The following is a 21,082-nucleotide window of genomic DNA, read 5'->3' on the forward strand; positions in this document are numbered from 1 at the left end:
GCCGACTTTTCTCGCTACGCCTCCGCCGTGGCTCCGTCGTACACGTCCGCGAGGCGGTCGACGGCGTGCTCGACGCTCATCGACTCCCGGCGGTCGAGACACCGCCGTTCGAGCTCTCCGGCCTCGGCGAGCGTCCGCTCGATAGCCGCTCTGAACCCCGCCGTGTCGCCGAGGTCGTAGTGATAGCCGGTGACGCCCTCCTCAATAGTGTCCGAGAGCGCGCCCTCGTCGACGCCGACGACGGGCGTTCCGCAGGCGTTGGCTTCGAGCGCGACTAATCCTTGCGTCTCGACCGGACTCGGAAACAGGAACGCGTCGAGCGAACTGTAGAACGCCGGGAGCTCTTCGCGGTCGAGAAAGCCGAAGAAGCGGGCGTCGACGCCGCGTTGGCGCGCCCTGGCTTCGAGGTGCTCGCGCGCGGGGCCGTCGCCGCCGAAGACGACCGTCGCGTCGAGTCCGTCGACGGCCTCGACGATGTCGCTGAGACACTTTTCGTAGCCGTGTCGGCCCGTGTAGCCGACGAGCGTCCCCGCATCCGTGAGACCGTGTCGCTCGCGGAACGCCGTCGCGTCGACGGGGCGAAAGCGGTCGGTGTCGACGCCGTTGGGGACGACGCGGATGGGTGCGTCGTCGGCGATACGGCTCTGTAGGTCGCGCTTCGTCGCCTCGCTCGGGACGACGACGGCCGCCGCGTGACCGAGAAACCACCGCTCGTAAGACTCCGAGAGGCGCTCGATGCCGGATTCGAGGCGCTCGCGCGAGGTGAGATACGAGGCGTACTCGCTGCTCGGCGTGTGGTAGGAGACGACGAACGGCAGGTCTTCGCGGCGGGCGAGGCGGAGGCCGCCGAGCCCGAGCGCGAACGGCGTGTGCGCGTGGACGACGTCGACGTCTCGCACCGCCCGGGGGACGCGCGGGAGTCCGAACCGGAACCCGTCGTAGAAGGGAAACGGGAGGCTCCGGATGGGGTACTCGCCGTCTCCCGGGTCGTAGCCGTCCGAACCGGGGTAGACCACGTCCATCCGCCCGCCGCGGGCCTGCCAGCGGTCGCGCCACGACTCGACGGTGTAGGTGACGCCGTTGACGGTGGGCAGGTAGGTGTCGGTGAACGCGACGACCGAGTGCATTGTCACGAGATTCGGAGACTCGCGGTTAAGTCGTTGTGACTTTTCGCCGTCGACCGAGAGCCGTCGGCGACGCTCAGACCCGCCCGGCCGACACGTCCTCGTACGCTCGCACGAGTTCCTCGCCGACGCGTTCCAGACTGTGTTCGGCCGCCGTCTCTCGCGCGTTCTCGCCGAGTCGCTCCCGGAGGTCGGGGTCTCGCGCCAAGAGGTCGAGCGCGCGGCGGAACTCCGCGCGGGTCGAGCACTTCAGGCAGTCGCGGCCGTGGGTGTAGAACTCCTCGAAGACGGGGATATCTCTGAGGACGACCGCCTTCCCGCAGGCCATCGCCTCGAGGACGGCGATACCCTGGTTCTCGTTCTTCGTCGGGAAGAGGTAGACGTCGCCCGCGCCGAACGCGCCGCGCTTGTCGTCGACCCAGCCGGTGAAGGTGACATTCTCCGGGGGATTTTCGGTCCAGTGCCGCACCTCCGTCGACGCCTGCGGCCCGGAGTCGTACGGGCCGAACCACGCGAACTCGTACTCGGTCTCCTCGGCGAGCCTGCAGAACGTCGTCAGCCCCTTGCGCTCGAAGACGTTGCCGACGGTGAAGACGACGAGGCCGTCGAGTCCGAACCGCTCGCGGTACTCCTCGCGGAACCCCTCGAACCCGTCGAGCGATTCGACGTCGACACCGTTCGATATCGGCCGGATGGGGGCGTCGACAGGGTACGATTCGAGGATACCTTTCGTGTACTGACTGGGACAGAGCACGAGGTCCGCCTGCGAGTAGAACCACCGGAGGTAACGCCGCAGCGGCTTCGCGGCGAGGTTCGACCCCCGGAAACTCTCGGCGAAGTCCTCGCTCGTGACGTGGCTGTGGAGCACGAGCGGCTTGTCGTAGTGTTTGGCGTGCCGAGCGACGGCGAGGCTCCCTGGTCCGATGAGGTTGCAGTGGGCGACGTCGAACTCCACGACGGGGTTTCGACCGCCGAGCGCGCTGAGGGGGATTCGGGCCGGTGACCCGCCGCGCCACGGCGAGGTGACGACCTCGACGTCGGTCGCTTCGAGCGCGGCGCGCTGGTGGTCCGTCGACGTGCCGATGCCGCTTCGGTGGAGTCGTGAAGCGAGTTCGAGGTAGTTGAGGACGCGCACTGCTCCGTCGGTTCGCTGGAGACGGCTTTTAGTGTAGCGGCTTCGGGTGGGTGAGAGGTGGAGCGGGAAGTACGAGGGAGTAGTCCCGTTCTGACGAGACCTCGAAAATCCCACCAGCGATTGCCGGACGAACCACCATTGGGTGCAGTTCCACCAGTTGACGAACGCTTCGGAACACCTTTCAGAAAACCCCGACCCACTACAGGACGAATGCCGAGCATCGCCGAGGAGCGCATCGCGCGATTACACGAACTCGCCCGCGAGGCGACCAAAGAGCGCGAGTTCGACCGCTCCCGCGAGTACGTCCGCCTCGCTCGCCGCCTCTCCGAACGGAACCGCTGCGGCCTCCCCCGCGAGTTCAAGCGCTTCTCCTGTGACGCCTGCGACGTCTATCTCGTGCCGAGCGTCAACGCTCGCGTCCGCCTCCAGGACGGCCACGTGGTGATTCGCTGCGACTGCGGTCACATCGCCCGCTATCCGTACCGCGACTGAGTGCAGTCTCGATGGCTTTCAGCGACCGGTAACGTCGGTCCGTAACTAAAGGTTCAAACCTCCCGCGTCGTTACGACGGGACAGATGGTAGACGACGAGTTACGCAAAGAGGCCCACGACCTCGACGTGACGGTCTGGGTCGGCAAGAGCGGCATCGAAGCGGTGACCGAGGAACTGCGCGACCAACTCGACGACCGGAAACTCGTGAAGGTGAAGTTCCTGCGGGCGGCCCGCGGTGGAACGTCGACCGACGAACTCGCCGACGAACTCGCTGAGGCGGTGAACGCGAAACTGGTGGAGACGCGGGGGAACACGGCGGTGTACCACTGATGGGAATCCCGCTGCAGGTCGATCCGCGCGGGCCAATTTCGAGATTTCTCGTCAACACGTTCGGCCTCGACGAGAGTGTCGCGTACGCCAACACCGTCGACTCGGCGATTACGTTTCTCATCGTCTTCGTCGCGGTGTACCTCATCGGCCGACTCCTCCTCCTGCCGGTCGTCGGCCGCCTGCTCGACAACCGAGGGCTGGAGGCGCACGCCCAGAAACCGCTGCGGAAACTGTTCGGCGTCGTCATCGTCTTCGTCGCCGTCGGCGTCGCCTTCGCCGCCGCCGGGTTCGGCAACATCCTCACTGCGCTGGCGACGATCGGTGCGGCGGCGACGCTCGCCATCGGGTTCGCGATGCAGGACGTCATCGCCAACTTCGTCGCGGGCGTGTTCATCTTTACCGACAGACCGTTCCGCATCGGCGACTGGATCGAGTGGGACGGCAACTCCGGCATCGTCGAGGACATCAGTTTCCGCGTCACTCGGGTTCGGACGTTCGACAACGAACTGCTGACGGTGCCGAACTCCCACCTCACAGACGGCGTCATCAAGAACCCCGTCGCGAAGAACAAACTCCGCCTGCAGGTGCCGTTCGGCATCGGCTACGGCGACGACATCGAGAAGGCGACGGAGATCATTCTCGAAGAGGCCCGGAAGCGCGACGATATCCTCGCCGACCCCGAACCGTCGGTCCGCCTGACGGAACTCGGCGACTCGGCGGTCGTCCTCAAGTCGCGCATCTGGATTTCGCAACCGAGTCGCGCCGACTTCGTGAAGACCCGCGGCGAGTACGTCACCTCGGTCAAACAGCGGTTCGACGCCGAGGGAATCAACATCCCGTTCCCGAACCGCACCCTCTCCGGCTCTCTCGACATCGAGGGGTTAGACCGCGTGATGGCCAGCGCCGACGACTGAATCGGCGTCGGAGCGTCCGCCCGCGCTCTCTTGCTCCCTATCGGTCTACGGATCCGAGGACGATGTCGAGACTGCCGAGCGACGCGATGAGGTCGGGGACGTACTCGCCGTTCGACATCTCCGGCAGCGAGTGGAGGTTGTTGAAACACGGACTCCGAATCTTGAACCGCGCGGGCGAGTCGGTGCCGTCGGCGCGGACGTATATCCCCATCTCCCCCTTGGCCGCCTCGACCGCCTTGTACGTCTCCGTGTCGTCCTCCGGACGGAGGGTCCGCGGCACGTTCGACTGGATGTTTCGTTCGTCCTCGGGCCAGTCTTCGAGCAGGTCGATGCACTGGCCGACGATCTTCGCCGACTCCTCGACCTCGCGCAGGCGGACGAGCAACCGCGAGTAGTTGTCGCAGCCGTCTTCGACGCAGACGTTCCAGTCGAGTTCCGGATAGTACCCGTAGGGGTCGTCTCGGCGCAGGTCGTAGTCGATGCCGGAGGCGCGGGCGACGGGACCGGTGACGCCGTAGTCCTTGGCGACCTCCGGCGGCAACACCCCGGTACCGACGGTGCGCGACTGCAGAATCTCGTTGCCGGTGATGAGGTCGTGGTACTCTTCGAGCGTCGGGGGGAGCTCTTCGAGGAAATCCCTGACTTTCTCGAAGAATTCGTCTCGGGGCTCGGGAAGGTCCCAGACGACACCCCCCAGACGGAAGTAGTAGAACATCATCCGCTGGCCGGTGAGGTCCTCCATGATGTTCTGGACCTTCTCCCGGTCGCGGACGGCGTACATGAAGATAGCGGTGAAGTCGCCGTAAACGTCGAGCGCGAACGTGCCGACGGCGAGGAAGTGGCCGAGCATCCGCCCGAGTTCGACCGACATCGTCCGGAGGACGTCCGCGTACTCGGGCACGTCGAGGTCCGCGAGGTGTTCGATGGCGCGGGCGACAGCCCACTCGTTGGGGATGTTCGCCGTGTAGTCCCAGCGGTCCGAGTACGGGATTATCTGGTAGCGGTACGTCCCGTTCTGACACATCTGCTCCTCGCACCGATGCAGGTAGCCGATGTCGGGGTCGACGTGGGCGACCTGTTCGCCGTCGAGGATGCAGTTGAGGTGGAGCACCCCGTGGGTCGCCGGGTGGTGCGGCCCGATGTTGAGCAGCATCGTGTCCGTCTCCTGGTCGTCTTCGCCGGAAACGCGGCGGTCCGGCTGTAGGGGGTTCCTGCTCTCGCGGAGCGTGACTATCTGGGGTCGGTTCTGGTCGTAGTCGAGCGACAGCGGGTGACCTTGCCACGTCTCCGGCAGGAGAATGCGCCGGAGGTCGGGGTGGCCTTCGTACTCGATACCGACGAGGTCGTACGCCTCGCGTTCGTGCCAGTCGGCCGTTCGGAACACCGGTTCGGCCGACTGGCTGACCGGGCGGTCGCTCGGCGTCGGGACGACGATGCTCACCTCGTCGGTCGGGTCGGCGTACTTCTTGAGGTGGTAGATGGACTCGTAGCGGTCGCCGTACTCCTGCGCGGAGAGACAGGAGAGGTGGTCGAATCCCGCCTCGTCCCTCAGCGTCGAGAGCGTCTCTTGGACCGTGTCCGGCCGGATGACGAACGCCGGGGCGTTCTTGTGGTCGTCGCGGTCGACGACGAGGTCGCCGAGCAGGTCGGCGAGTTCTTCCTCAGTGGTCTGCTCGACGGCGGGCGTCGTCGCCTCCGGCTGTGACTCTTCGAGACTCATGCCGACGCACCACCCGTCGCGGTTCTACTCGGTCGCGCGGTACGTCGGTTCGGCCGCGAACACGGCGGTTCTGAGTTGCGTCGTGTCATCGGTGGTCTCCCGGGCGCTGACGACCTGACTTCGAGCAGTTCTCGGACGACCGAGGGCCGTCGGCGACTCGTCTCCGTCGACTAGCGTGCGCGGCGACCGCTGAAAAGGATTATCTGTAGTTGACACGAGTGTCCGCTGAGAGAGACGGATATCTGAGGGAGAAAACGCGGCGCTCAGTCCAGCATCTGCGCCGCGATAGTGTTACGAAGGATTTCGCTCGTCCCCTCGTAAATCTCGTTGAGTTTCGCGTCGCGGTAGTAGCGCTCGGCGGGGAAGTCCTTGGTGTACCCGTAGCCGCCGTGAATCTGGATGCCCTCGTTCGCGACTTCGCGGCTGATTTCGCTGGCGTACAACTTGGCCTGCGCGGCCTCCTTGATGAAGTTCTCCCCGCGCATCTTCTTGTCGGCAGCCTGGTGCATCAGGAGTTTCGCGGCCTGTATCTTCGTGTCCATGTCGGCCAGTTTGTGCTGGATGGACTGGAAGCGCGCGATCTGCTGGTCGAACTGCTCGCGCTCCTGGGCGTACTGCAGGGCGTCGTCGCGGGCGGCGCGAGCGATGCCGATGGAACGCGCGGCGATGGTGATGCGACCGCCGTTGAGCGTCTTCAGCGCGTGGACGAAGCCGTCGCCCTCCTCGCCGAGCAGGCGGTCCTCGGGGATGCGCATGTCGTCGAAGCGGAGTTCGGCGGTCGGACAGCCCTTGTCGCCGAGTTTGTGCTCGGTGCCTTCGACGACGAAGCCGTCGTCCTCCTCGGGACGGACGATGAAGGAGCTAATTCCTCTGTTGCCCGCTTCGGGGTCCGTCTTCGCGAACAGCGTGACCGTGTCGGCGACCGAACCGTTCGAGATCCAGAGTTTGCCGCCGTCGACGACGTACTCGTCGCCGTCCTTTTCTGCTGTTGTCGTCATCGAGGGCACGTCGCTGCCCGCACCCGCCTCCGAGAGCGCGAACGCGCCGATGTCCTCGCCGGTGTTCAGCGGCGTGAGGTACTCCCGTTTCTGTTCCTCGTCGCCGAAGGCGTACACCATGTTGCCCGCGAGGCTCGTGTGGGCGGCGACGACGGTTCCCAGGCCGCCGCTGCCGCGTGAAATCTCTTCGAGGCCGATAGCGTAGGAGTGGTAGTCGAGGCCCGCGCCGCCGTACTCCTCGGGGAACGGCATCCCCATCAGGCCGAGCTCGGCCATCTCGGAGACGAGGTCGGCGGGGAACTCGTCAGATTCGTCGATGTCGGCGGCGACGGGCCGAACCTCCTCGTCGACGAACTCCGCGACCATGTCCCGGATCTGCTTCTGCTCCGCGGAGAGCTGAAAGTCCATACTCCGGTTTTTCACCGTCGACCGTTTAGGTTTTCCGGGTGTAGAGCGTGAGCTGTTCACATTTGACGGAAGTGCCACGAGGCTTTTTATGTCTCCTTCCGTAAGCACGGTTACTTCGGATGCCTGAAGACGCAGATGCCCGCCCGCCCGGGAACGACGCAGACTTGCAGTGGTGTCACGACGCCGTCCAAGGCGTCTCGCGGACGTTCGCACTCACCGTGCGCGTCCTCGACGAGCCGATGTCATCGTACATCTGTCTCGGCTACCTCGTCTGCCGTATCGCCGACACCGTCGAGGACGCCGAGCACATCCCCGCCGACGAGCAAGCCCGCTTGCTCCGTCTGTACGACGCGGCGCTCGACCCCGCAGACGAAACGACCATCGACCAGTTCACCGAGGCGGTCAGCCCGTGGGTGCCCGCTCCGGACGCTCGAAACGACGACTGGGAGGTCGTCGCCGAGTCACCCCGCGTCTTCCGGACGTTCGAGGCGCTGCCCGCCGACGTCCGAGAAGCCGTGACGCCGCCCGCCCGCGAACTCGTCCAGGGGATGGCGATGTTCGTCGAACGCTACGCCGACACGGATGGCCTCCGCATCCAGTCGCGCGAGGAACTCGAAGAGTACTGCTACTACGCCGCCGGAACCGTCGGCAACCTCATCACGAATCTCGTCACCCGCGGCGACATCGACTCCGAACGCCGCAAGCGCCTCTACAACACCGCCGAGGAGTTCGGCCTCCTCCTCCAACTGGTCAACATCTCCAAAGACGTCTACGACGACTACACCGAGGAGAACAACGTCTACCTCCCGGCGGAGTGGCTCGAAGACGAGGGTATCCCCCAAGACGACGTGGTCGACCCCGCGAACAAAGCCGGTTCGACCACCGTCGTCCGCCGGACGGCGGACCACGCCAGGTCGTTCCTCGACGACGCGCAGACGTACCTCGAGACGGTTCCGACGACCGACGGCAACACCCTCGCCGCGTGGGCGATTCCGTTCCTCCTCGCCGTCGGCACGCTCCGCGAGCTGTCGGCGAACCCCGAGGACGCGCTCACCGGCCGCGGCGTGAAAGTGTCCCGGCAGGAGGTGTTCGCCGTCGTCGGCGCGATGACGAGCGGCGGACGACACTCGCTGGCGGAGCTCCGCGAGGCCATCGCTCGCGCGCCGTACCACCGCGTCGCCCAACAGGCGGACTGAGCGTCGCGACCGGGGGGCGTCGAACGCAGCGGACTTCCGGGACGTTTAACCCGGAGTCGCGCACGCCTTCTGGCATGAAAGCCACCGCGCGAGCACACCCGATTCAGGGCCTCGTGAAGTACCACGGGATGCGCGACCCGGAACTTCGACTGCCGTACCACGACAGCATCAGCGTCTGCACCGCCCCCTCGAACACGACGACGACCGTCGAGTTCGACCCCGACGCCGACGAAGACGCGTTCCTCATCGACGGCGAGGAAGTCGAGGGCCGCGGTGCCGAGCGTATCCAGGCCGTCGTCGACCACGTCCGCGACCTCGCGGACGTCGACCACGCCGTCCGCTTCGAGAGCGAGAACAACTTCCCCGCGAACGTGGGCTTCGGTTCCTCCTCTTCGGGCTTCGCCGCCGCGGCGATGGCGCTGTCTGAGGCCGCCGGACTCGACCTGACGCGCCCCGAGATATCGACCATCGCCCGCCGCGGCTCCTCCTCGGCCGCCCGCGCCGTCACGGGCGCGTTCTCGCACCTGTACACGGGACTGAACGACGACGACTGCCTCTCCCGGCGTATCGACACGGAGCTGGAAGACGAACTCCGCATCGTCGCGGGACTCGTGCCGGCGTACAAGGAGACCGAACAGGCCCACGAGGAGGCCGCCGAGAGCCACATGTTCCAGGCGCGGATGGCCCACATCCACGGCCAGATCGCCGAGATGCGCGACGCGCTCCGCAACGCGGAGTTCGACCGCGCGTTCGAACTCGCCGAGCACGACTCGCTGTCGCTGACGGCGACGACGATGACGGGTCCCTCCGGGTGGGTGTACTGGCAACCGGAGACCATCGCCATCTTCAACGCCGTCCGCGACCTCCGCGACGAGGGCGTTCCGGTGTACTTCTCGACGGACACCGGCGCGAGCGTCTACGTCAACACGAAAGCAGAGTACGTCGACGAGGTCGAGCGGGCGATTTCGGACTGCGGCGTCGAGACGATGGTGTGGGAAGTCGGCGGCCCCGCCGAGATTCTCCCCGAGTCCGACGCGCTGTTCTGAGCCGAGAGCCGCTAAGTCGGAGTGGTCTTTATCGGACGACTCTGCTACTGGAGCTTGTCGGCTGAGGGGCGGGAGAGGCGAGAGAACAGACGTGTGTCGGTCGAGGGGCGGGAGAGACGAGAGTGGAGAGACGAGACGTGCAGGAGTGCGCCAGTATCGGTCGGTAGTCCGTTCATCTGTGCGCGGGCGGCGTCGGTCAGACGAACCGTTCGCGGCGACGAGTCAACCGACCGGGTCGGAAGTAGTGGTTGCATTTCGGACACTGGACGTTCGCGCGAACGTACTCGGGTACCTCGAAGCGGTTCTTGCACTCGGCACATCTGACGATCATTGTCTCACGTTACCGTGACGAGGGGCAAATAATAGTTGGTTGAAGAACGTGACTGTCCGAAACTGCTGTAGGAAACGGCCGAACGTAGCGTCGGAACGGCGGGGCCGACACGAGAAGTGAGAGGTACGGAAGGAGAGCGAGGAGAGAGGGTTCGAGCGGGTCGGTCGATGCACCGCTATATCGTTGCCGTCGCGAGCGTCGAGAAGTTCGAGTCCTCGCAGACGGCGCAACGTCGCGGCGGGGTGGGCGACGAAGTCGCCATCACGACACCGCAGTGTCGACAAACGTGTGTGTACTGTCGGTCGGCCATAGGCACTCCCCAAGGTGTGGTAACGGCACGCACGGAGATAACGTGTGTAGATTACAACAGTACACGGATTGCATCGAACGACTCGACGCCGGGGACGGTCACGAGGGGCCCACATCCTCTTTGCTTCGTGGTCCCAACCGCCGAGTATGAGAGTTGCCGTACTCGGTGCCGGTTACGCGGGTCTCGTCCTCGCGCAGCGTCTCGAACGTCGACTCCCCGCGGCCGTCGACATCGTCGTCGTCGACGAGTCGCCGACGCACCTGGTCCAACACGAGGTCCACCGCGTGATTCGCCGCCCGAGCGTCGCCGACGCCATCACCCTCCCGCTGGACGACGCTCTCGACCGCGCCGAGATAGTCACCGAGCGCGTCGAGCACGTCGACGCCGAGGCGGGCCTCGCCGAACTCGCCGACGGGACGGAGCTCGACTACGACTTCGGAGCGGTCTGTCTCGGGTCGGAGACGAACTTCTACGACCTGCCGGGCGTCGAAGAACACGGGCTGCCGCTGAAGCGCGTCCGCCACGCCGAGGCGATTCGCACGCGGTTCCTCGACGTCTGCGAGGCCGGTGGCACCGTCGTCGTCGGCGGGGCGGGGCTGTCGGGAGTGCAGACGGCGGGCGAACTCGCCGCCCTCGCGGGCGAACGCGACGCGACCGACCGCGTCGACGTCGTCCTCCTCGAACAGTTCGACAGCGTCGCGCCGAACTTCCCGGAGAACTTCCAGCAGGCGGTTCACGACGAACTGGAAGCCCGCGGTGTGGAGATACGGACCGACACGCCGGTTCAGCGGGCGGACGCCGACAGTATCGAACTCGCCGCAGGTGCCCAGCCGTACGACCTGTTCGTCTGGACGGGCGGCATCCGCGGCGCGGACGCGATGGGCGGCGAGCGTCCGGTCGTCCGCAACGACCTCCGGCTCACCGAGAGCACGTTCGTCGTCGGCGACGCCGCCCGCGCCGTCGACGCCGACGGCGAGGCCGTCCCCGCCAGCGCCTCCGCGGCGATTCGAGAAGCCGGAGCGGCCGCTCGAAATATGGCGGAACTCGTGACTCACGAACTCGACGGCGACGGCGCCGACTTCGCCCCGCGACTGAAACCGTACCGCTTCGAGGTGCCGGGGTGGATCGTCTCCGTCGGCGACGGCGCGGTGGCGCAGGTCGGACCGACGGTCGTCACCGGGGCGGCGGCGAAAGCGATGAAGACGACCGTCGGAGCCGGCTATCTGAGTTCGGTGAAGGCGGTCGAGAAAGCGGCCGAACTGGTCGAAGAAGAACTGGACGCGTAAACCCGGAACCGACCCGGTCGGCGAAAGTTCATACCCGATGCCGGGACCACTTCGTCGGGTGACGTGACTACCGGCCGTCGGCGGTGAGCGGGTGTGCGGCCACCCGCCGGCGGGTCGTCGACCGCTCGAACGGCCGCCTGTTCGCCCACTCGCTCGAAGCGCCGAGTTACGACTGTCCCGCCTCGACCAGCTCTCGGACTCGGCTCTCGTCCACCGGATTCGTCGTCTCTTCGCCCGACTTGAGCGCCGTCCCGACGATGGCCCCGTCGGCGACGGCGAGCAGGTCGGCCACGCTCTCGACGGTCGTTCCGCTCCCGACGACGACCGGCGCGTCGAGACCGAGCTCGTCGCGACGAGCCACCACGTCGCGGAGGCCCTCGCGGTCGACCGCTTCGCCAGTGCCGACGCCGGAGACGACGACGCCGTCGGCGAGGCCGCGTTCGAGCGTTTCGGCGACGACTTCGTCCGTCTCCCTCGGAGTCACCGGTGCGGAGTGCTTGACGTCGACGTCGGCGAGAACCGCCACGTCGGCGTCAAGTCGCTCGCGGAGGCGCACCGTCTCGTGGGCCCGACCGGTGACGACGCCCTGGTCGGTCACCCGCGCACCGGTATGGACGTTCACGCGGACGAACGACGCACCGGTCGCGGCCGCCACCGACAGCGCCGCTTCCGCGTCGTTGCGGAGGACGTTGACGCCGACGGGGACCGACACCGCCTCGGAGACCGCGCCGACGAGCGCCGTCATCGACGCGACGGTGTGCTTCGGCACGCCGTCGGGATAGAAGGGAACGTCGCCGAAGTTCTCCACCATGACGGCGTCGACGCCACCGGATTCGAGCGCCGTCGCGTCGGACAGCGCTCGTTCTCGGAGTGCGTCGCGGTCGCCCGCAAACTCGGGCGCTCCGGGGAGTGCCGGGAGGTGAACCATGCCGATTATCGGCGCGTCGAGCGCGAGGAAGTCGTTCATACGCGTCGCTCGACGGGCGGCCTCAAAGAGGCGGCGAGTTCCGGCCGCCGGTCGGGTCGAACCGACGCGTATAATTCGCGCTTCGAGAGACGACTGTCCGATGGCCGAGACGATTCGATTCGAGGAGAACGCGTTCACCGCGGTCTGCGAGCGACTGCCGGAACTCGCGCTCGTCGACGACACGGAGTTGATGCGCGAGGCCGCCGCCGCCTTCTTCGAGGGTCACGAGGACTACTTCTGGACCGCGCCCGCCGCCTCCAGCCACGCCCACCACAACCTCTACTGCTGCGGCGAGCGCGGCCTTTGGATCCACACGAAGATGGTGTTCGCCGCGTACGAGCGCCTCGTCGACTCGTATCTCGAACAGGGACTCGTCAGCGAATTCGAGCGGGACCTCGGTCGCGTCGCCTGCCTGCTCCACGACGTGAAGAAGTACGGCGAGACGTACGAGGAAGGCGACCGCGCCGACCGCGACCACGACGTGCAGGCGGCCGATCTGCTCCGAGCCGAGACGGAGTTGGACCCGCGCGTCGCCGACGCCGTCGAGCGACACATGGGCCCGTGGTACGACGGCCCCGAACCGGAGACGCCGCTGCAGCGACTCGTCCACCTCGCGGACATGACCGCGTCGACGAAGAACACCACCGTCGGGGTGTACCAACCGCACGAGAAGATTCGGTCGCTGTATCCGTCGATTCCGGAAGCGACGTTCTGATTCGGCGGACGGGGCGGCGAAGCCGATACGATCAAGATCCGGGGATCCGTCGGGGTCGGACGTGTCCCGATGGAGACGCGTCGTCCGACGAGAGCTTCGCAGATACCGCGACCAGACGGGAACCGACGTCGTCTCGCGGCAGGACCTGCTTGACCAATCGCTCCCCGTTCTTCGAGCGGAGTTCCCCGATGCCGCGACGCCCGGACAGACGCTCAGCCGCGTGATGCAAGAGCTGCGAGACCGAGGGGAGGTCGACTTTCTAACCCCCGGAGTCTACCGAGTCGCCGACCTCGGCAGGGCGGCGGAAGAGACCGCTTCGACCCCCGAGCCGAGCGACGGCGTCGACGCCGAGTTTCCGGCGTACGAGGCACGAACGTACCGGACGACCGTCGGCGCACGCTCGATGCCGGCCGCGTTCCGCGAGGCAATTCTCGAACGATACGCGGAGCGGTGTCCCGTCTCCGGCGTCGACCGGCCGGCGCTTCTCGATGTCGCACACGTCCTCCCGTGGAGCGACTACGAATCGGTTCGGACCGACCCCGAGAACACGTTGCTCCTGAGCAAGACGCACCACGCCGCCTTCGACGCCGGACTGTTCACCCTCAACGGCGACTACCGACTCCACGTCGCGCCGAACTTCACCAGCGAGAGCGACGTTCTCCGGCGAACGCTCGTGGACAGAGACGGCGAACGAGTCGACGTGCCGGAGTCGGCAGGGCTCTCGGCGGCTCACCTCACCGAACACAACGAGACGCTCGATTGGTGGTAGCGGTCGGCGCCCGTCACAGTCGAATCGGGTTCGACCGACAGGGCTACGTCACGCCGCCGTCCTGTCGGTCGAACTGCTCGTACGCCGCTTCGTCCAGAATCGTTCGGAGTTCGTCGGCGACTTCCCAGACGTCCTCGTGGCTGTTGTACAGCGGCGCGGGGCAGATTCGGACGACGTTCGGCGGCCGGTAGTCGACGACGACGCCCCGCTCTTTGAGCGCGAGGCTCACCCGATACGCTTCGGGGTGTTCAACGGCGACGTGGCCGCCGCGGCGGTCGGGGTCTCGGGGAGTGCCGACGTCGCAGTCGTAGCCCGCCTCCGAGAGCGCGTCGACGAGATCGACGAGGTGGGTCGTCAGCGAGACCGACTTCTCGCGGACGGTCTCGATACCTGCCTCTTCGAACATCCGGAGCGAACCCTCCAACGGCGCGGCGCTGAGCATCGGCACCGTCCCGATCTGCCACGCGCCGGCGTCTGCGGCGGGCGTGAACGTGAGGTTCATATCGAACTGCGTCTCCTTGTCGTGACCCCACCACCCGGCGAGGGCGGGCGTTTCGCCGAAGTGCTCGCGGTTGACGTACAGCCCCGCGATAGCGCCGGGACCGCCGTTGAGGTACTTGTAGCCGCACCAGACCGCGAAGTCGACGCCGACGCCCGAGAGGTCGTGGTCGACGGCACCGACCGAGTGCGCGAGGTCGAAACCGGCGAGAATACCCCGGTCGTGAGCGGCCTCGGTGATTCGCGCTACGTCGAGCAGTTGACCGCTTCGGTAGAGCACCGACGGCAGGAAGACGATACCCGGGTCGTGTTCGTCCATCGCGGCGACGACGTCGTCTTCCTCGATTGTTCGGCCGTCCCGGCTCTCGACGGCGATGAGGTGCTCGTCGGGGTCGTAGCCGCGCTGACGCACCTGCGCGCGAATCGCGTAGTGGTCGGTCGGGAAGTCGAGGTCGTTCACGAGCACCGTCGGCGAGTCGACGACGTCGAGGAAGGTGCCGACCAGCGTGTGGATATTGACGGTGGTCGAGTTCGCGACGACGACTTCCGCCTCGTCGGCGCCGACGAGCGGCGCGGTCATCGACCCGAGTCGCTCGGCGTAGGTGAACCACGGTTCGTCGGGGTCGGTCCACCCGCGGATGCCGAGTTCGCGCCACTCGTCGACGACGCGGTCGAGGCTGCGTTCGGCGTCCTCGGAGATGGGACCGAGCGAGTTGCCGTCCATGTACTGGCCGTCGGGAATCTCGAAGCGGTCGGCGAACCGCGAGAGGGGGTCGTCGCGGTCTAACTCGCGGGCCGTCCGGCGGGGCGGGAAGTCGGTCATGGACGAACCTGTGTGTCAGTGACTATAGAGATGGCCGATGCGGAAAGCCGGACGGCCGCGGCGAACCGGTGACGGCATCGGATTAGTTTTACTCGCGGCGTTCGCACGCCCGGTATGTCCGACCTCGGGAAGATAGACCCGGAGTTCTTCGACGAGTTCCTGTACCCCCGACTCGGGGCGACCCGCGACGACGTCGCGCTCGGGCCGAAACACGGCGTCGACTTCGGGATGCTCGACGTCGACGGCACCGCCGTCGTCCTCGCCACCGACCCCCTCTCCGTGCTCCCCGACCTCGGCTTCGAGCGCGCCGGACGGTTCGCGCTCCACATCGTGCTCTCGGACGTTGCCGTGTCGGGGCTCGCGCCGTCGCACCTCGCCATCAGTTTCTCGCTCCCGCCCGAGATGTCCGACCGGGAGTTCGCCGAACTCTGGGCCGCCATCGACGACGAGGCCGAGAAGTTGGGAATCGGCATCGTCACGGGCCACACCGCCCGCTACACCGGGTGTTCGTTCCCGTGGGTCGGTGCGGCGACGGCGCTGGCCGTCGGCGACCACGACGACGTCGTTCGCCCCGACGGCGCGCGTCCCGGCGACGTCGTACTCGTCACGAAAGGGCCGGCCGTGGAGGCGACGGGACTGCTCACGACGCTGTTCGGCGACCGGATGGCGCTGCCCGAGGAGACGCTCGACGAGGCCCGAAATCGGCTCGACGAGACGCGGACGGTGCGCGACACGCGTGCTATCGTCGACGCAGTCGACGCGAGCGGCGCGGGTGACGACAGCGGCGACGCGACCGACGTGGGCGGCGTAACCGCGATGCACGACGCGACGGAGGGCGGCCTCCAGGGCGCGCTGTGCGAAGTCGCCGGGAGCGCCGGCGTCCGTCTCGACGTCGAGCGCGACGCGGTACCGCTGCGGCCGGGCGTCGCCGAGACCTGCGAGTATCTCGACATCGACCCGTGGCACGCGACGAGTTCGGGGACGCTCGTCGTGACCGTCGCGGAGTCCGCCGTCGACGACGTGGTTTCGGCGCTCCAAGCGCGGGGAACGCCCGTCGGCGTCGCCGGAACGGTGTCGGCGGGTGAGGGTGTCTACCTCGACGGCGAGCGGGTCGAACACCCGCGGGTCGACCCCTCGTGGGCGGTGTACGAGGCGTTCGCCGAAGGCGAGTCCGACTGAGGTGAGAGACGTGACGGTGCGCGGCGACACGCGGCGGACGGTTGCCGCGACACCCACCGTTATAGTTCGCCGCCGAATCTCCGGAGACCAAATGGATGTTCGCCGCGTCGTCTCGCTCGTCTTCCTCTGGCAGCTAGCGGCGAGCGTCTGCTACTACGCCGTCTTCGCGGCGACGCCCTTTTTCCGCGACCAGTTCGGCCTCTCGGGGACGGCCGTCGGCCTCGTCGTGACGTCGCTGACGCTCGGCTACGCGGTGTTTCTGCTCCCGCTCGGCGCGCTCACCGACCGCGTCGGCGAGCGTCGAACGCTGACGGTCGGCCTCCTCGGCCTCTCAGTGGGGGCGCTGCTCGTCGCCGGCGCGTGGTCGTACGCGACGCTGCTCGTCGGCGCGTTCCTGCTCGGGTCGCTGTACGGGACGGCGATGCCGGGGACGAACAAGGCGATATTCGACAGCGTTCCGACCGGCAGACAGAACCTCGCCGTCGGCGTCAAGCAGGTCGGCGTGACCGCCGGAAGCGGCGTCAGCGCGCTACTCGTCACGGGTATCGCGGGCGTGCTCTTCTGGGAGGCCGGGTTCTATATCGCGGCCGGCGGTGGCCTGCTCGTCGCCGCGCTCTTCTGGTTCGTCTACCGGGGTGCCGACACCGGCGGTGACGCCGAGTTTCCGAGTTTCCGTCGACTACTCCGCAACCGACCGTACCGTTCGCTGACGGTAGCGGGCGCGTTCCTCGGCGCGGGACTGTTCACGACGACCGGGTACACGATTCTCTACGTCGAGGAGTCCATCGGGGCGTCCATCGCTCTCGGCGGTCTCGTTCTCGCGGCGTTACAGGTCTCCGGCAGCGTCGGGCGCGTCGTCACGGGGTGGCTGAGCGACGCGCTCTCGGGCGACCCCCGGCGGCGCATCGCTAAAATTCTGCTCGTCCAGACGGTGGGGAGCGCCGCGCTGTTCGTCGTCGTCGCCTTCGTCGACACGACGGCCGCCGCCGCCGTCGCGTTCGTCGTTCTCGGCTTCTTCGTGCTCGGCTTCACCGGCGTCTACTACTCCTGCATGGCGACGGTCGTCTCCGCCGAAGAGATGGGCGGAGCGACCGGCGGCGGACAGCTGGCACTGACCTCCGGCGCGCTCGTCGCGCCGCCGGCGTTCGGCTACCTCGCCGACACGTTCGGCTACCGGGCGAGTTGGCTCATGCTCGCGGCGCTCGCGCTCGCGGCGACCGTGTTCGTCGTGCAGGTCATCCGGACCGAACCGCCGGCGGACGTCGCCGCCGCCGCCGCGGACTGAGTCTCTACCTCGACCCGCAGAAGCGTTATTCGGGCGGAGCGTGACGGACCGTCGATGCCGTCTCTCGCACTCGACACCACGTACGAACCGGCCGACGACGAACGACGCGCCTGCACGGAGTCGCTGACGGAACTGTACGCCGAGAAGATGTCGACGACCGCCGGCCACGTCGCCGTCGTCGTCAGGGAACACCCGCCGACGGCGATGTCACTCGGTCGCGCGGTCGACGGGCCGATAGCGGTGTTGAACGCGGACATCCGACGCGGTCGCTCGTTCGAGCGCCGTCGGGCGTTCGCGCTCGCGGTCGTCGACTGGCTGGAGGCGGCGTGGGGCGTTCCGCGTCCGAACGCGAAGGTGGTCTTCACCGAACACGAGGGCCACGACCTGATGGGTGCCGACCGCGTCGGCGGCGAGTGGTCGCCCGAGGAGGAGCAGTAGCGAGGGGCAGCGGCGAGGCGACCGCCGCTCAGACCCGCTCGACGAGTTCGACGACGTAGCCGTCGGGGTCCTCGACGAAGGCGACGCGGCGGCCGATCTCCTCCATCGTCGTCGGTTCGGTCACGACCGACGGGTCGCTGTGGTCGACGAGACGCTCGAACGTCTCGTCGGTGCTGTCGACGCCGACGGCGAGGTGGTCGAAGCCGCCGGCGGGACCGACCGACTCGTCACTGTCGGGGTCGTACTTGAACTGGAACTCGCCGTCGTCGCCGCCGACGTAGACGTTCCGAACGCCGTCGCTGGTGAACTCCCAGTTCAGTTCGAGACCGAGGCCGTCGACGTAGAAGTCGAGCGTCGCGTCGATGTCCGAGACCCGAAGCGCCGTGTGGATAACGTCGTTCGTCACAGTAGCCCGCTCTGCGCCGATTACATAAACGCTGTCGCTACCGGGACGATTCCGGGCTACTGACCGAGCGCCCGCCGAACGTCTCTCGCTACCGCGGTCATCGCTTCGTCGGCGACGTCGACGTCGTCGGTCAGACTGAGAAACCCGTGGACCATCCCGGGGTAGTGGCGGTGTTCGACGTCGACATCGGCCGCCGAGAGCCGGTCGGCGTAGGCGACCCCCTCGTCTCGCAGCGGGTCGAAGCCGGCGGTGACGACCGTCGCGGGCGGCAGGTCCGAGAGGTCGGCGGCGCGAATCGGTGCGGCGAAGGGGTTGTGCGCGTCGACCGGACTTCGGAGGTACTGTTCCCAGAACCAGCGAACGTCCCGCGTAGAGAGCAGATACCCGTCGGCGTTCTCCGCGTAGGAGCCGCGGTCGAACGCTCGCGATATCATCGGGTACAGGAGCGTCTGGTGGCCGATTTCGGGTCCGTCGAACTCCCGGGCGCGCAGCGTCGTCACCGCCGCCAAGTTGCCGCCCGCGCTGGTTCCGGCGACGCCCAGTCGGTCGGGGTCGCCGCCGAACGTCCCCGCGTGGGCGGTGACCCACTCGACGGCGGCGTAGGCGTCGTCGACGGCCGCGGGGAACGGGTGTTCCGGCGCGAGGCGGTAGTCGACGGAGACGACGACGCAGTTCGCCCGCCGGGCGATCGCCCGACAGACGCCGTCGATGGAGTCCAGCGTCCCGAGCGTCCACCCGCCGCCGTGGTAGTAGACGAGCGTCGGAAACGGTCCCTCGCCCTCGGGTCGGTAGATGCGCACCGGAATCTCCCCGGCAGGTCCGTCGAATCCCAGGTTGCGGACGAACTCGATGCCGTCGTCGTTCGGCGGTCCGTCGGGCGTGAACAGGTCGTCTTCGACGCGGCGGGCGCGGTCAACCGACATCGCGTGCCACCGGGGGACGCCCAGTCGCTCGATATCCTCGACGACGGCTTCGACCTGGGGGTCGAGTGCGTCTCGTCTCTGTCGGGCCTCTCGCACGTCTCGCCGTTCTCCCATATCTCGCGCTCACGGGCGGCGCTCTTAGTCGTCAGGGTGTCAATTAGTCGTCGAGGTCTCAGAACCGACGAAGTCCCGTCTCCCGCCGGTCGTCTCGCCGCGAAAAAGCCGAAACAGGGAGTGTTACCGGCTCGGGAGACCGCGCTGCGCCGACGCCGCGATGATGAACACCGCGAACAGGGCAACGACGAGCCACTGGCCGGTCTGCGACGTCAAGGCGTCGGCGACGACCCCCAAGAGGTCGAACCCGACCGCCTGTCCGAGTGCGAACAGCAGTAGCACGAAGCCGATAATCGCGAGGCCGCTCCGAAGTGCCGCCTCCGCGAACCACGACGACATGCGCTCGAGCGCACCCGGACGCTCCGTCCGTCGTTCCGTAGTCGCTGACGCGCGAGCATCGGCCGTTTTGTCGGCGTTTGCTTGGTTGTCTGCGGTACCGGACTGACGGGCGTCGTTCCGTCCGTCTCCGCTATTTCGTGCTCGGGGCATGTTGTGTTCCCCGGTCGGTGGAGACGACCGACGGGCAATAGTATGCGCAACTTAACGGAGAGTCGTGGGGCGAATACTGTCAGACGGGATGGAGTACGGGGACACCGAAAGAGCTACACCGGCACTCTCGGAGTCGGAAACGACAGATGACCGCCTCCGACCCGACGGAGACGCTCGCCGCGGCCTCCGGTTTTCGTCCCGTCGACGCGCCGTACGTCGGCGCGACGCTGTGGCTACTCGGTACGCTTCTCGCGAGCTACGCCGGCTACGAACTACTCGTCAACCAGTTGCAGTATCCGACGCTGTGGGGCGTTTCGGTGGTGCTGCTGGTGTTTTCCGTGGTCGTTCTCGGTCAGTACGTCGCTCGGACGCGGGGTTGAGTTGCGCACGTCCCGACCCGACTCGGTCTCGTACCCTCACCACGCACTCGAACCGTGTCTCGCCGACCGTTTCACCCTCTGTCCGACTCGGTCGTCCAGCAGAACGAGGGGCACCTGCCGTCGAGTGGTCCGGTAGCGTCGACAGAAGTTTTTTCCCGGAACGTGGTCCACGTGTTACCGATGTCTGAGCCCTCCGCGTCCGATTCGCCGTCGAACCGTTACGATATCTCCACGGTCGAACTCGACGACGACCACTACGAAGTCACGCAGTCGGTGATTCGGAACAAGTACGTCGTCCGCGACAGCGCCGGCGATGTCGTCCTGCGCGGGAAGCAGAAACTGTTCAAGATGAAAGAGGAGTTCCCGTTCGTCACCGGCGACGGCGAAGACGCGTTCACCGTGAAGGCCGGCGGCATCATCGATATCGCGGGGAACTACGCCATCACGGACGCGGGCACCGGCGAGGAAGTCGTCGTCCTCGACGAGGACTTCTCGCTGTTCGTGGAGAACTGGACGGTTCGCGACCCCGACACGGGGGAGGCTCTGGCGACTATTCGGTCGAAGAGCAAGCCCCTCTCGGCGCTCCGGCACCTCGTCTCCGTCGCGAATCTCGTCCCGAACAAGTACGAGATATTCGATGCTGATGGCGACCACGTCGGCGATATCGAGGGGAAGTTCTCGCTGCGAGACGCCTACACGGTCAGTATCGACGACGCCAGCGACGTTCCGAAAGAGGCGGTCGTCGCCTCCGCGTGCATCCTCGACGCCCTCGAAAACCAGTAGGTCGACATCCCGTACGCCGCGGT

Annotated in this window: 23 protein-coding genes; 13 read left to right on the forward strand and 10 right to left on the reverse strand. The window is 67.0% G+C overall.

The window, feature by feature from the left end; translation table 11 throughout:
* Nucleotides 1-14: 14 nt before the first annotated feature.
* Both FCF25_RS13915 and FCF25_RS13920 read right to left on the reverse strand, forming a co-directional pair.
* Nucleotides 15-1,127, reverse strand: a complete 1,113-nt coding sequence (locus tag FCF25_RS13915) for a glycosyltransferase (RefSeq protein ID WP_117591257.1) — start codon at nucleotides 1,125-1,127, stop codon at nucleotides 15-17.
* Between the two features lie 73 nt (nucleotides 1,128-1,200).
* Nucleotides 1,201-2,259: a glycosyltransferase family 4 protein gene (locus tag FCF25_RS13920; RefSeq protein WP_137049107.1), complete on the reverse strand. Its 1,059-nt coding sequence runs from the start codon at nucleotides 2,257-2,259 to the stop codon at nucleotides 1,201-1,203.
* Nucleotides 2,260-2,469: 210 nt separating this feature from the next.
* On the opposite strand from FCF25_RS13920, the gene FCF25_RS13925 reads away from it, so the two are divergent.
* From FCF25_RS13925 to FCF25_RS13935, 3 genes are all read left to right on the forward strand, one after another.
* A complete protein-coding gene (locus FCF25_RS13925; RefSeq protein WP_117591255.1) occupies nucleotides 2,470-2,751 on the forward strand; it encodes a ribonuclease P protein component 4 in 282 nt (93 codons plus the stop codon).
* Between the two features lie 84 nt (nucleotides 2,752-2,835).
* Nucleotides 2,836-3,081: a YhbY family RNA-binding protein gene (locus FCF25_RS13930; protein ID WP_117591254.1), complete on the forward strand. Its 246-nt coding sequence runs from the start codon at nucleotides 2,836-2,838 to the stop codon at nucleotides 3,079-3,081.
* The gene (locus FCF25_RS13935; protein WP_137049108.1) at nucleotides 3,081-3,995 is read left to right on the forward strand and encodes a mechanosensitive ion channel family protein; all 915 of its coding nucleotides are present in this window, start codon (nucleotides 3,081-3,083) and stop codon (nucleotides 3,993-3,995) included. Before FCF25_RS13930 ends, FCF25_RS13935 begins: the two co-directional genes overlap by 1 nt.
* A gap of 37 nt (nucleotides 3,996-4,032) precedes the next feature.
* On the opposite strand, the gene FCF25_RS13940 is transcribed toward FCF25_RS13935, so the two are convergent.
* Nucleotides 4,033-5,715, reverse strand: coding sequence for an NADH-quinone oxidoreductase subunit D (locus FCF25_RS13940; protein WP_137049109.1), 1,683 nt, complete (start codon nucleotides 5,713-5,715; stop codon nucleotides 4,033-4,035).
* A gap of 263 nt (nucleotides 5,716-5,978) precedes the next feature.
* Nucleotides 5,979-7,121, reverse strand: coding sequence for an acyl-CoA dehydrogenase (locus FCF25_RS13945; protein ID WP_137049110.1), 1,143 nt, complete (start codon nucleotides 7,119-7,121; stop codon nucleotides 5,979-5,981).
* Between the two features lie 119 nt (nucleotides 7,122-7,240).
* Here FCF25_RS13945 and FCF25_RS13950 point away from each other — a divergent pair, with 119 nt between their 5' ends.
* Nucleotides 7,241-8,317 carry a phytoene/squalene synthase family protein gene (locus FCF25_RS13950; RefSeq protein ID WP_117591250.1) on the forward strand — a complete coding sequence of 359 codons (1,077 nt, stop codon included), beginning with the start codon at nucleotides 7,241-7,243 and terminating at the stop codon, nucleotides 8,315-8,317.
* Between the two features lie 74 nt (nucleotides 8,318-8,391).
* Nucleotides 8,392-9,363 (forward strand): phosphomevalonate decarboxylase MvaD, encoded by a 972-nt coding sequence (mvaD, locus tag FCF25_RS13955; protein WP_137049111.1) that lies wholly within the window; start codon nucleotides 8,392-8,394, stop codon nucleotides 9,361-9,363.
* A gap of 196 nt (nucleotides 9,364-9,559) precedes the next feature.
* On the opposite strand, the gene FCF25_RS13960 is transcribed toward mvaD, so the two are convergent.
* Nucleotides 9,560-9,694, reverse strand: coding sequence for a zinc-ribbon domain-containing protein (locus FCF25_RS13960; RefSeq protein WP_117591248.1), 135 nt, complete (start codon nucleotides 9,692-9,694; stop codon nucleotides 9,560-9,562).
* A gap of 456 nt (nucleotides 9,695-10,150) precedes the next feature.
* Between FCF25_RS13960 and FCF25_RS13965 the strand changes: the two genes are divergently transcribed.
* Nucleotides 10,151-11,290, forward strand: coding sequence for an NAD(P)/FAD-dependent oxidoreductase (locus FCF25_RS13965; protein ID WP_137049112.1), 1,140 nt, complete (start codon nucleotides 10,151-10,153; stop codon nucleotides 11,288-11,290).
* A 166-nt stretch (nucleotides 11,291-11,456) separates the two neighbouring features.
* On the opposite strand, the gene FCF25_RS13970 is transcribed toward FCF25_RS13965, so the two are convergent.
* On the reverse strand, nucleotides 11,457-12,257 hold the full coding sequence (locus FCF25_RS13970) for a BtpA/SgcQ family protein (protein ID WP_137049113.1): 801 nt from the start codon (nucleotides 12,255-12,257) through the stop codon (nucleotides 11,457-11,459).
* A gap of 100 nt (nucleotides 12,258-12,357) precedes the next feature.
* On the opposite strand from FCF25_RS13970, the gene FCF25_RS13975 reads away from it, so the two are divergent.
* Nucleotides 12,358-12,972 (forward strand): HD domain-containing protein, encoded by a 615-nt coding sequence (locus FCF25_RS13975; RefSeq protein ID WP_168191264.1) that lies wholly within the window; start codon nucleotides 12,358-12,360, stop codon nucleotides 12,970-12,972.
* 61 nt (nucleotides 12,973-13,033) lie between these two features.
* On the forward strand, nucleotides 13,034-13,741 hold the full coding sequence (locus tag FCF25_RS13980) for an HNH endonuclease (protein WP_137049115.1): 708 nt from the start codon (nucleotides 13,034-13,036) through the stop codon (nucleotides 13,739-13,741).
* Nucleotides 13,742-13,784: 43 nt separating this feature from the next.
* Here FCF25_RS13980 and kynU read toward each other — a convergent pair whose 3' ends face one another.
* Nucleotides 13,785-15,062: a kynureninase gene (kynU, locus tag FCF25_RS13985; protein ID WP_137049116.1), complete on the reverse strand. Its 1,278-nt coding sequence runs from the start codon at nucleotides 15,060-15,062 to the stop codon at nucleotides 13,785-13,787.
* Nucleotides 15,063-15,176: 114 nt separating this feature from the next.
* On the opposite strand from kynU, the gene FCF25_RS13990 reads away from it, so the two are divergent.
* The 3 genes from FCF25_RS13990 to FCF25_RS14000 all read left to right on the forward strand — a co-directional run bounded on the left by FCF25_RS13990 (nucleotide 15,177) and on the right by FCF25_RS14000 (nucleotide 17,964).
* Nucleotides 15,177-16,241: an AIR synthase family protein gene (locus tag FCF25_RS13990; RefSeq protein ID WP_137049117.1), complete on the forward strand. Its 1,065-nt coding sequence runs from the start codon at nucleotides 15,177-15,179 to the stop codon at nucleotides 16,239-16,241.
* Between the two features lie 91 nt (nucleotides 16,242-16,332).
* Nucleotides 16,333-17,526, forward strand: a complete 1,194-nt coding sequence (locus FCF25_RS13995; protein ID WP_137049118.1) for an MFS transporter — start codon at nucleotides 16,333-16,335, stop codon at nucleotides 17,524-17,526.
* 54 nt (nucleotides 17,527-17,580) lie between these two features.
* The gene (locus FCF25_RS14000; RefSeq protein ID WP_137049119.1) at nucleotides 17,581-17,964 is read left to right on the forward strand and encodes a tautomerase; all 384 of its coding nucleotides are present in this window, start codon (nucleotides 17,581-17,583) and stop codon (nucleotides 17,962-17,964) included.
* A gap of 28 nt (nucleotides 17,965-17,992) precedes the next feature.
* Here FCF25_RS14000 and FCF25_RS14005 read toward each other — a convergent pair whose 3' ends face one another.
* The 3 genes from FCF25_RS14005 to FCF25_RS14015 form a co-directional block, all read right to left on the reverse strand.
* Nucleotides 17,993-18,370 (reverse strand): VOC family protein, encoded by a 378-nt coding sequence (locus tag FCF25_RS14005; RefSeq protein ID WP_137049120.1) that lies wholly within the window; start codon nucleotides 18,368-18,370, stop codon nucleotides 17,993-17,995.
* Nucleotides 18,371-18,426: 56 nt separating this feature from the next.
* The gene (locus FCF25_RS14010) at nucleotides 18,427-19,407 is read right to left on the reverse strand and encodes an alpha/beta hydrolase (RefSeq protein WP_137049121.1); all 981 of its coding nucleotides are present in this window, start codon (nucleotides 19,405-19,407) and stop codon (nucleotides 18,427-18,429) included.
* 123 nt (nucleotides 19,408-19,530) lie between these two features.
* Nucleotides 19,531-19,746: a hypothetical protein gene (locus tag FCF25_RS14015; RefSeq protein ID WP_174786384.1), complete on the reverse strand. Its 216-nt coding sequence runs from the start codon at nucleotides 19,744-19,746 to the stop codon at nucleotides 19,531-19,533.
* 296 nt (nucleotides 19,747-20,042) lie between these two features.
* Between FCF25_RS14015 and FCF25_RS14020 the strand changes: the two genes are divergently transcribed.
* The gene (locus FCF25_RS14020; protein WP_137049122.1) at nucleotides 20,043-20,276 is read left to right on the forward strand and encodes a hypothetical protein; all 234 of its coding nucleotides are present in this window, start codon (nucleotides 20,043-20,045) and stop codon (nucleotides 20,274-20,276) included.
* Nucleotides 20,277-20,456: 180 nt separating this feature from the next.
* Entirely contained in the window at nucleotides 20,457-21,059 is a 603-nt protein-coding gene (locus FCF25_RS14025) for an LURP-one-related/scramblase family protein (RefSeq protein ID WP_117591236.1), read from the forward strand.
* Nucleotides 21,060-21,082: the final 23 nt, after the last annotated feature.

The sequence above is a fragment of the Haloprofundus sp. MHR1 genome (genome assembly GCF_005155585.1).
Taxonomy (GTDB): domain Archaea; phylum Halobacteriota; class Halobacteria; order Halobacteriales; family Haloferacaceae; genus Haloprofundus; species Haloprofundus halophilus.

Bases quoted from the DNA above. Each gene is read 5' to 3' on its own strand.
- FCF25_RS13950 (WP_117591250.1), top strand. From the start codon at position 7,241: ATGCCTGAAGACGCAGATGCCCGCCCGCCCGGGAACGACGCAGACTTG.
- mvaD (WP_137049111.1), top strand. From the start codon at position 8,392: ATGAAAGCCACCGCGCGAGCACACCCGATTCAGGGCCTCGTGAAGTAC.
- FCF25_RS13945 (WP_137049110.1), bottom strand. From the start codon at position 7,121: ATGGACTTTCAGCTCTCCGCGGAGCAGAAGCAGATCCGGGACATGGTC.
- FCF25_RS13995 (WP_137049118.1), top strand. From the start codon at position 16,333: ATGGATGTTCGCCGCGTCGTCTCGCTCGTCTTCCTCTGGCAGCTAGCG.
- FCF25_RS14010 (WP_137049121.1), bottom strand. From the start codon at position 19,407: ATGGGAGAACGGCGAGACGTGCGAGAGGCCCGACAGAGACGAGACGCA.
- FCF25_RS14025 (WP_117591236.1), top strand. From the start codon at position 20,457: ATGTCTGAGCCCTCCGCGTCCGATTCGCCGTCGAACCGTTACGATATC.
- FCF25_RS13925 (WP_117591255.1), top strand. From the start codon at position 2,470: ATGCCGAGCATCGCCGAGGAGCGCATCGCGCGATTACACGAACTCGCC.
- FCF25_RS13990 (WP_137049117.1), top strand. From the start codon at position 15,177: ATGTCCGACCTCGGGAAGATAGACCCGGAGTTCTTCGACGAGTTCCTG.
- FCF25_RS13935 (WP_137049108.1), top strand. From the start codon at position 3,081: ATGGGAATCCCGCTGCAGGTCGATCCGCGCGGGCCAATTTCGAGATTT.
- FCF25_RS13915 (WP_117591257.1), bottom strand. From the start codon at position 1,127: ATGCACTCGGTCGTCGCGTTCACCGACACCTACCTGCCCACCGTCAAC.
- FCF25_RS13970 (WP_137049113.1), bottom strand. From the start codon at position 12,257: ATGAACGACTTCCTCGCGCTCGACGCGCCGATAATCGGCATGGTTCAC.
- FCF25_RS13965 (WP_137049112.1), top strand. From the start codon at position 10,151: ATGAGAGTTGCCGTACTCGGTGCCGGTTACGCGGGTCTCGTCCTCGCG.
- FCF25_RS13975 (WP_168191264.1), top strand. From the start codon at position 12,358: ATGGCCGAGACGATTCGATTCGAGGAGAACGCGTTCACCGCGGTCTGC.
- FCF25_RS14015 (WP_174786384.1), bottom strand. From the start codon at position 19,746: ATGTCGTCGTGGTTCGCGGAGGCGGCACTTCGGAGCGGCCTCGCGATT.
- kynU (WP_137049116.1), bottom strand. From the start codon at position 15,062: ATGACCGACTTCCCGCCCCGCCGGACGGCCCGCGAGTTAGACCGCGAC.
- FCF25_RS13930 (WP_117591254.1), top strand. From the start codon at position 2,836: ATGGTAGACGACGAGTTACGCAAAGAGGCCCACGACCTCGACGTGACG.
- FCF25_RS14000 (WP_137049119.1), top strand. From the start codon at position 17,581: ATGCCGTCTCTCGCACTCGACACCACGTACGAACCGGCCGACGACGAA.
- FCF25_RS14020 (WP_137049122.1), top strand. From the start codon at position 20,043: ATGACCGCCTCCGACCCGACGGAGACGCTCGCCGCGGCCTCCGGTTTT.
- FCF25_RS13960 (WP_117591248.1), bottom strand. From the start codon at position 9,694: ATGATCGTCAGATGTGCCGAGTGCAAGAACCGCTTCGAGGTACCCGAG.
- FCF25_RS13940 (WP_137049109.1), bottom strand. From the start codon at position 5,715: ATGAGTCTCGAAGAGTCACAGCCGGAGGCGACGACGCCCGCCGTCGAG.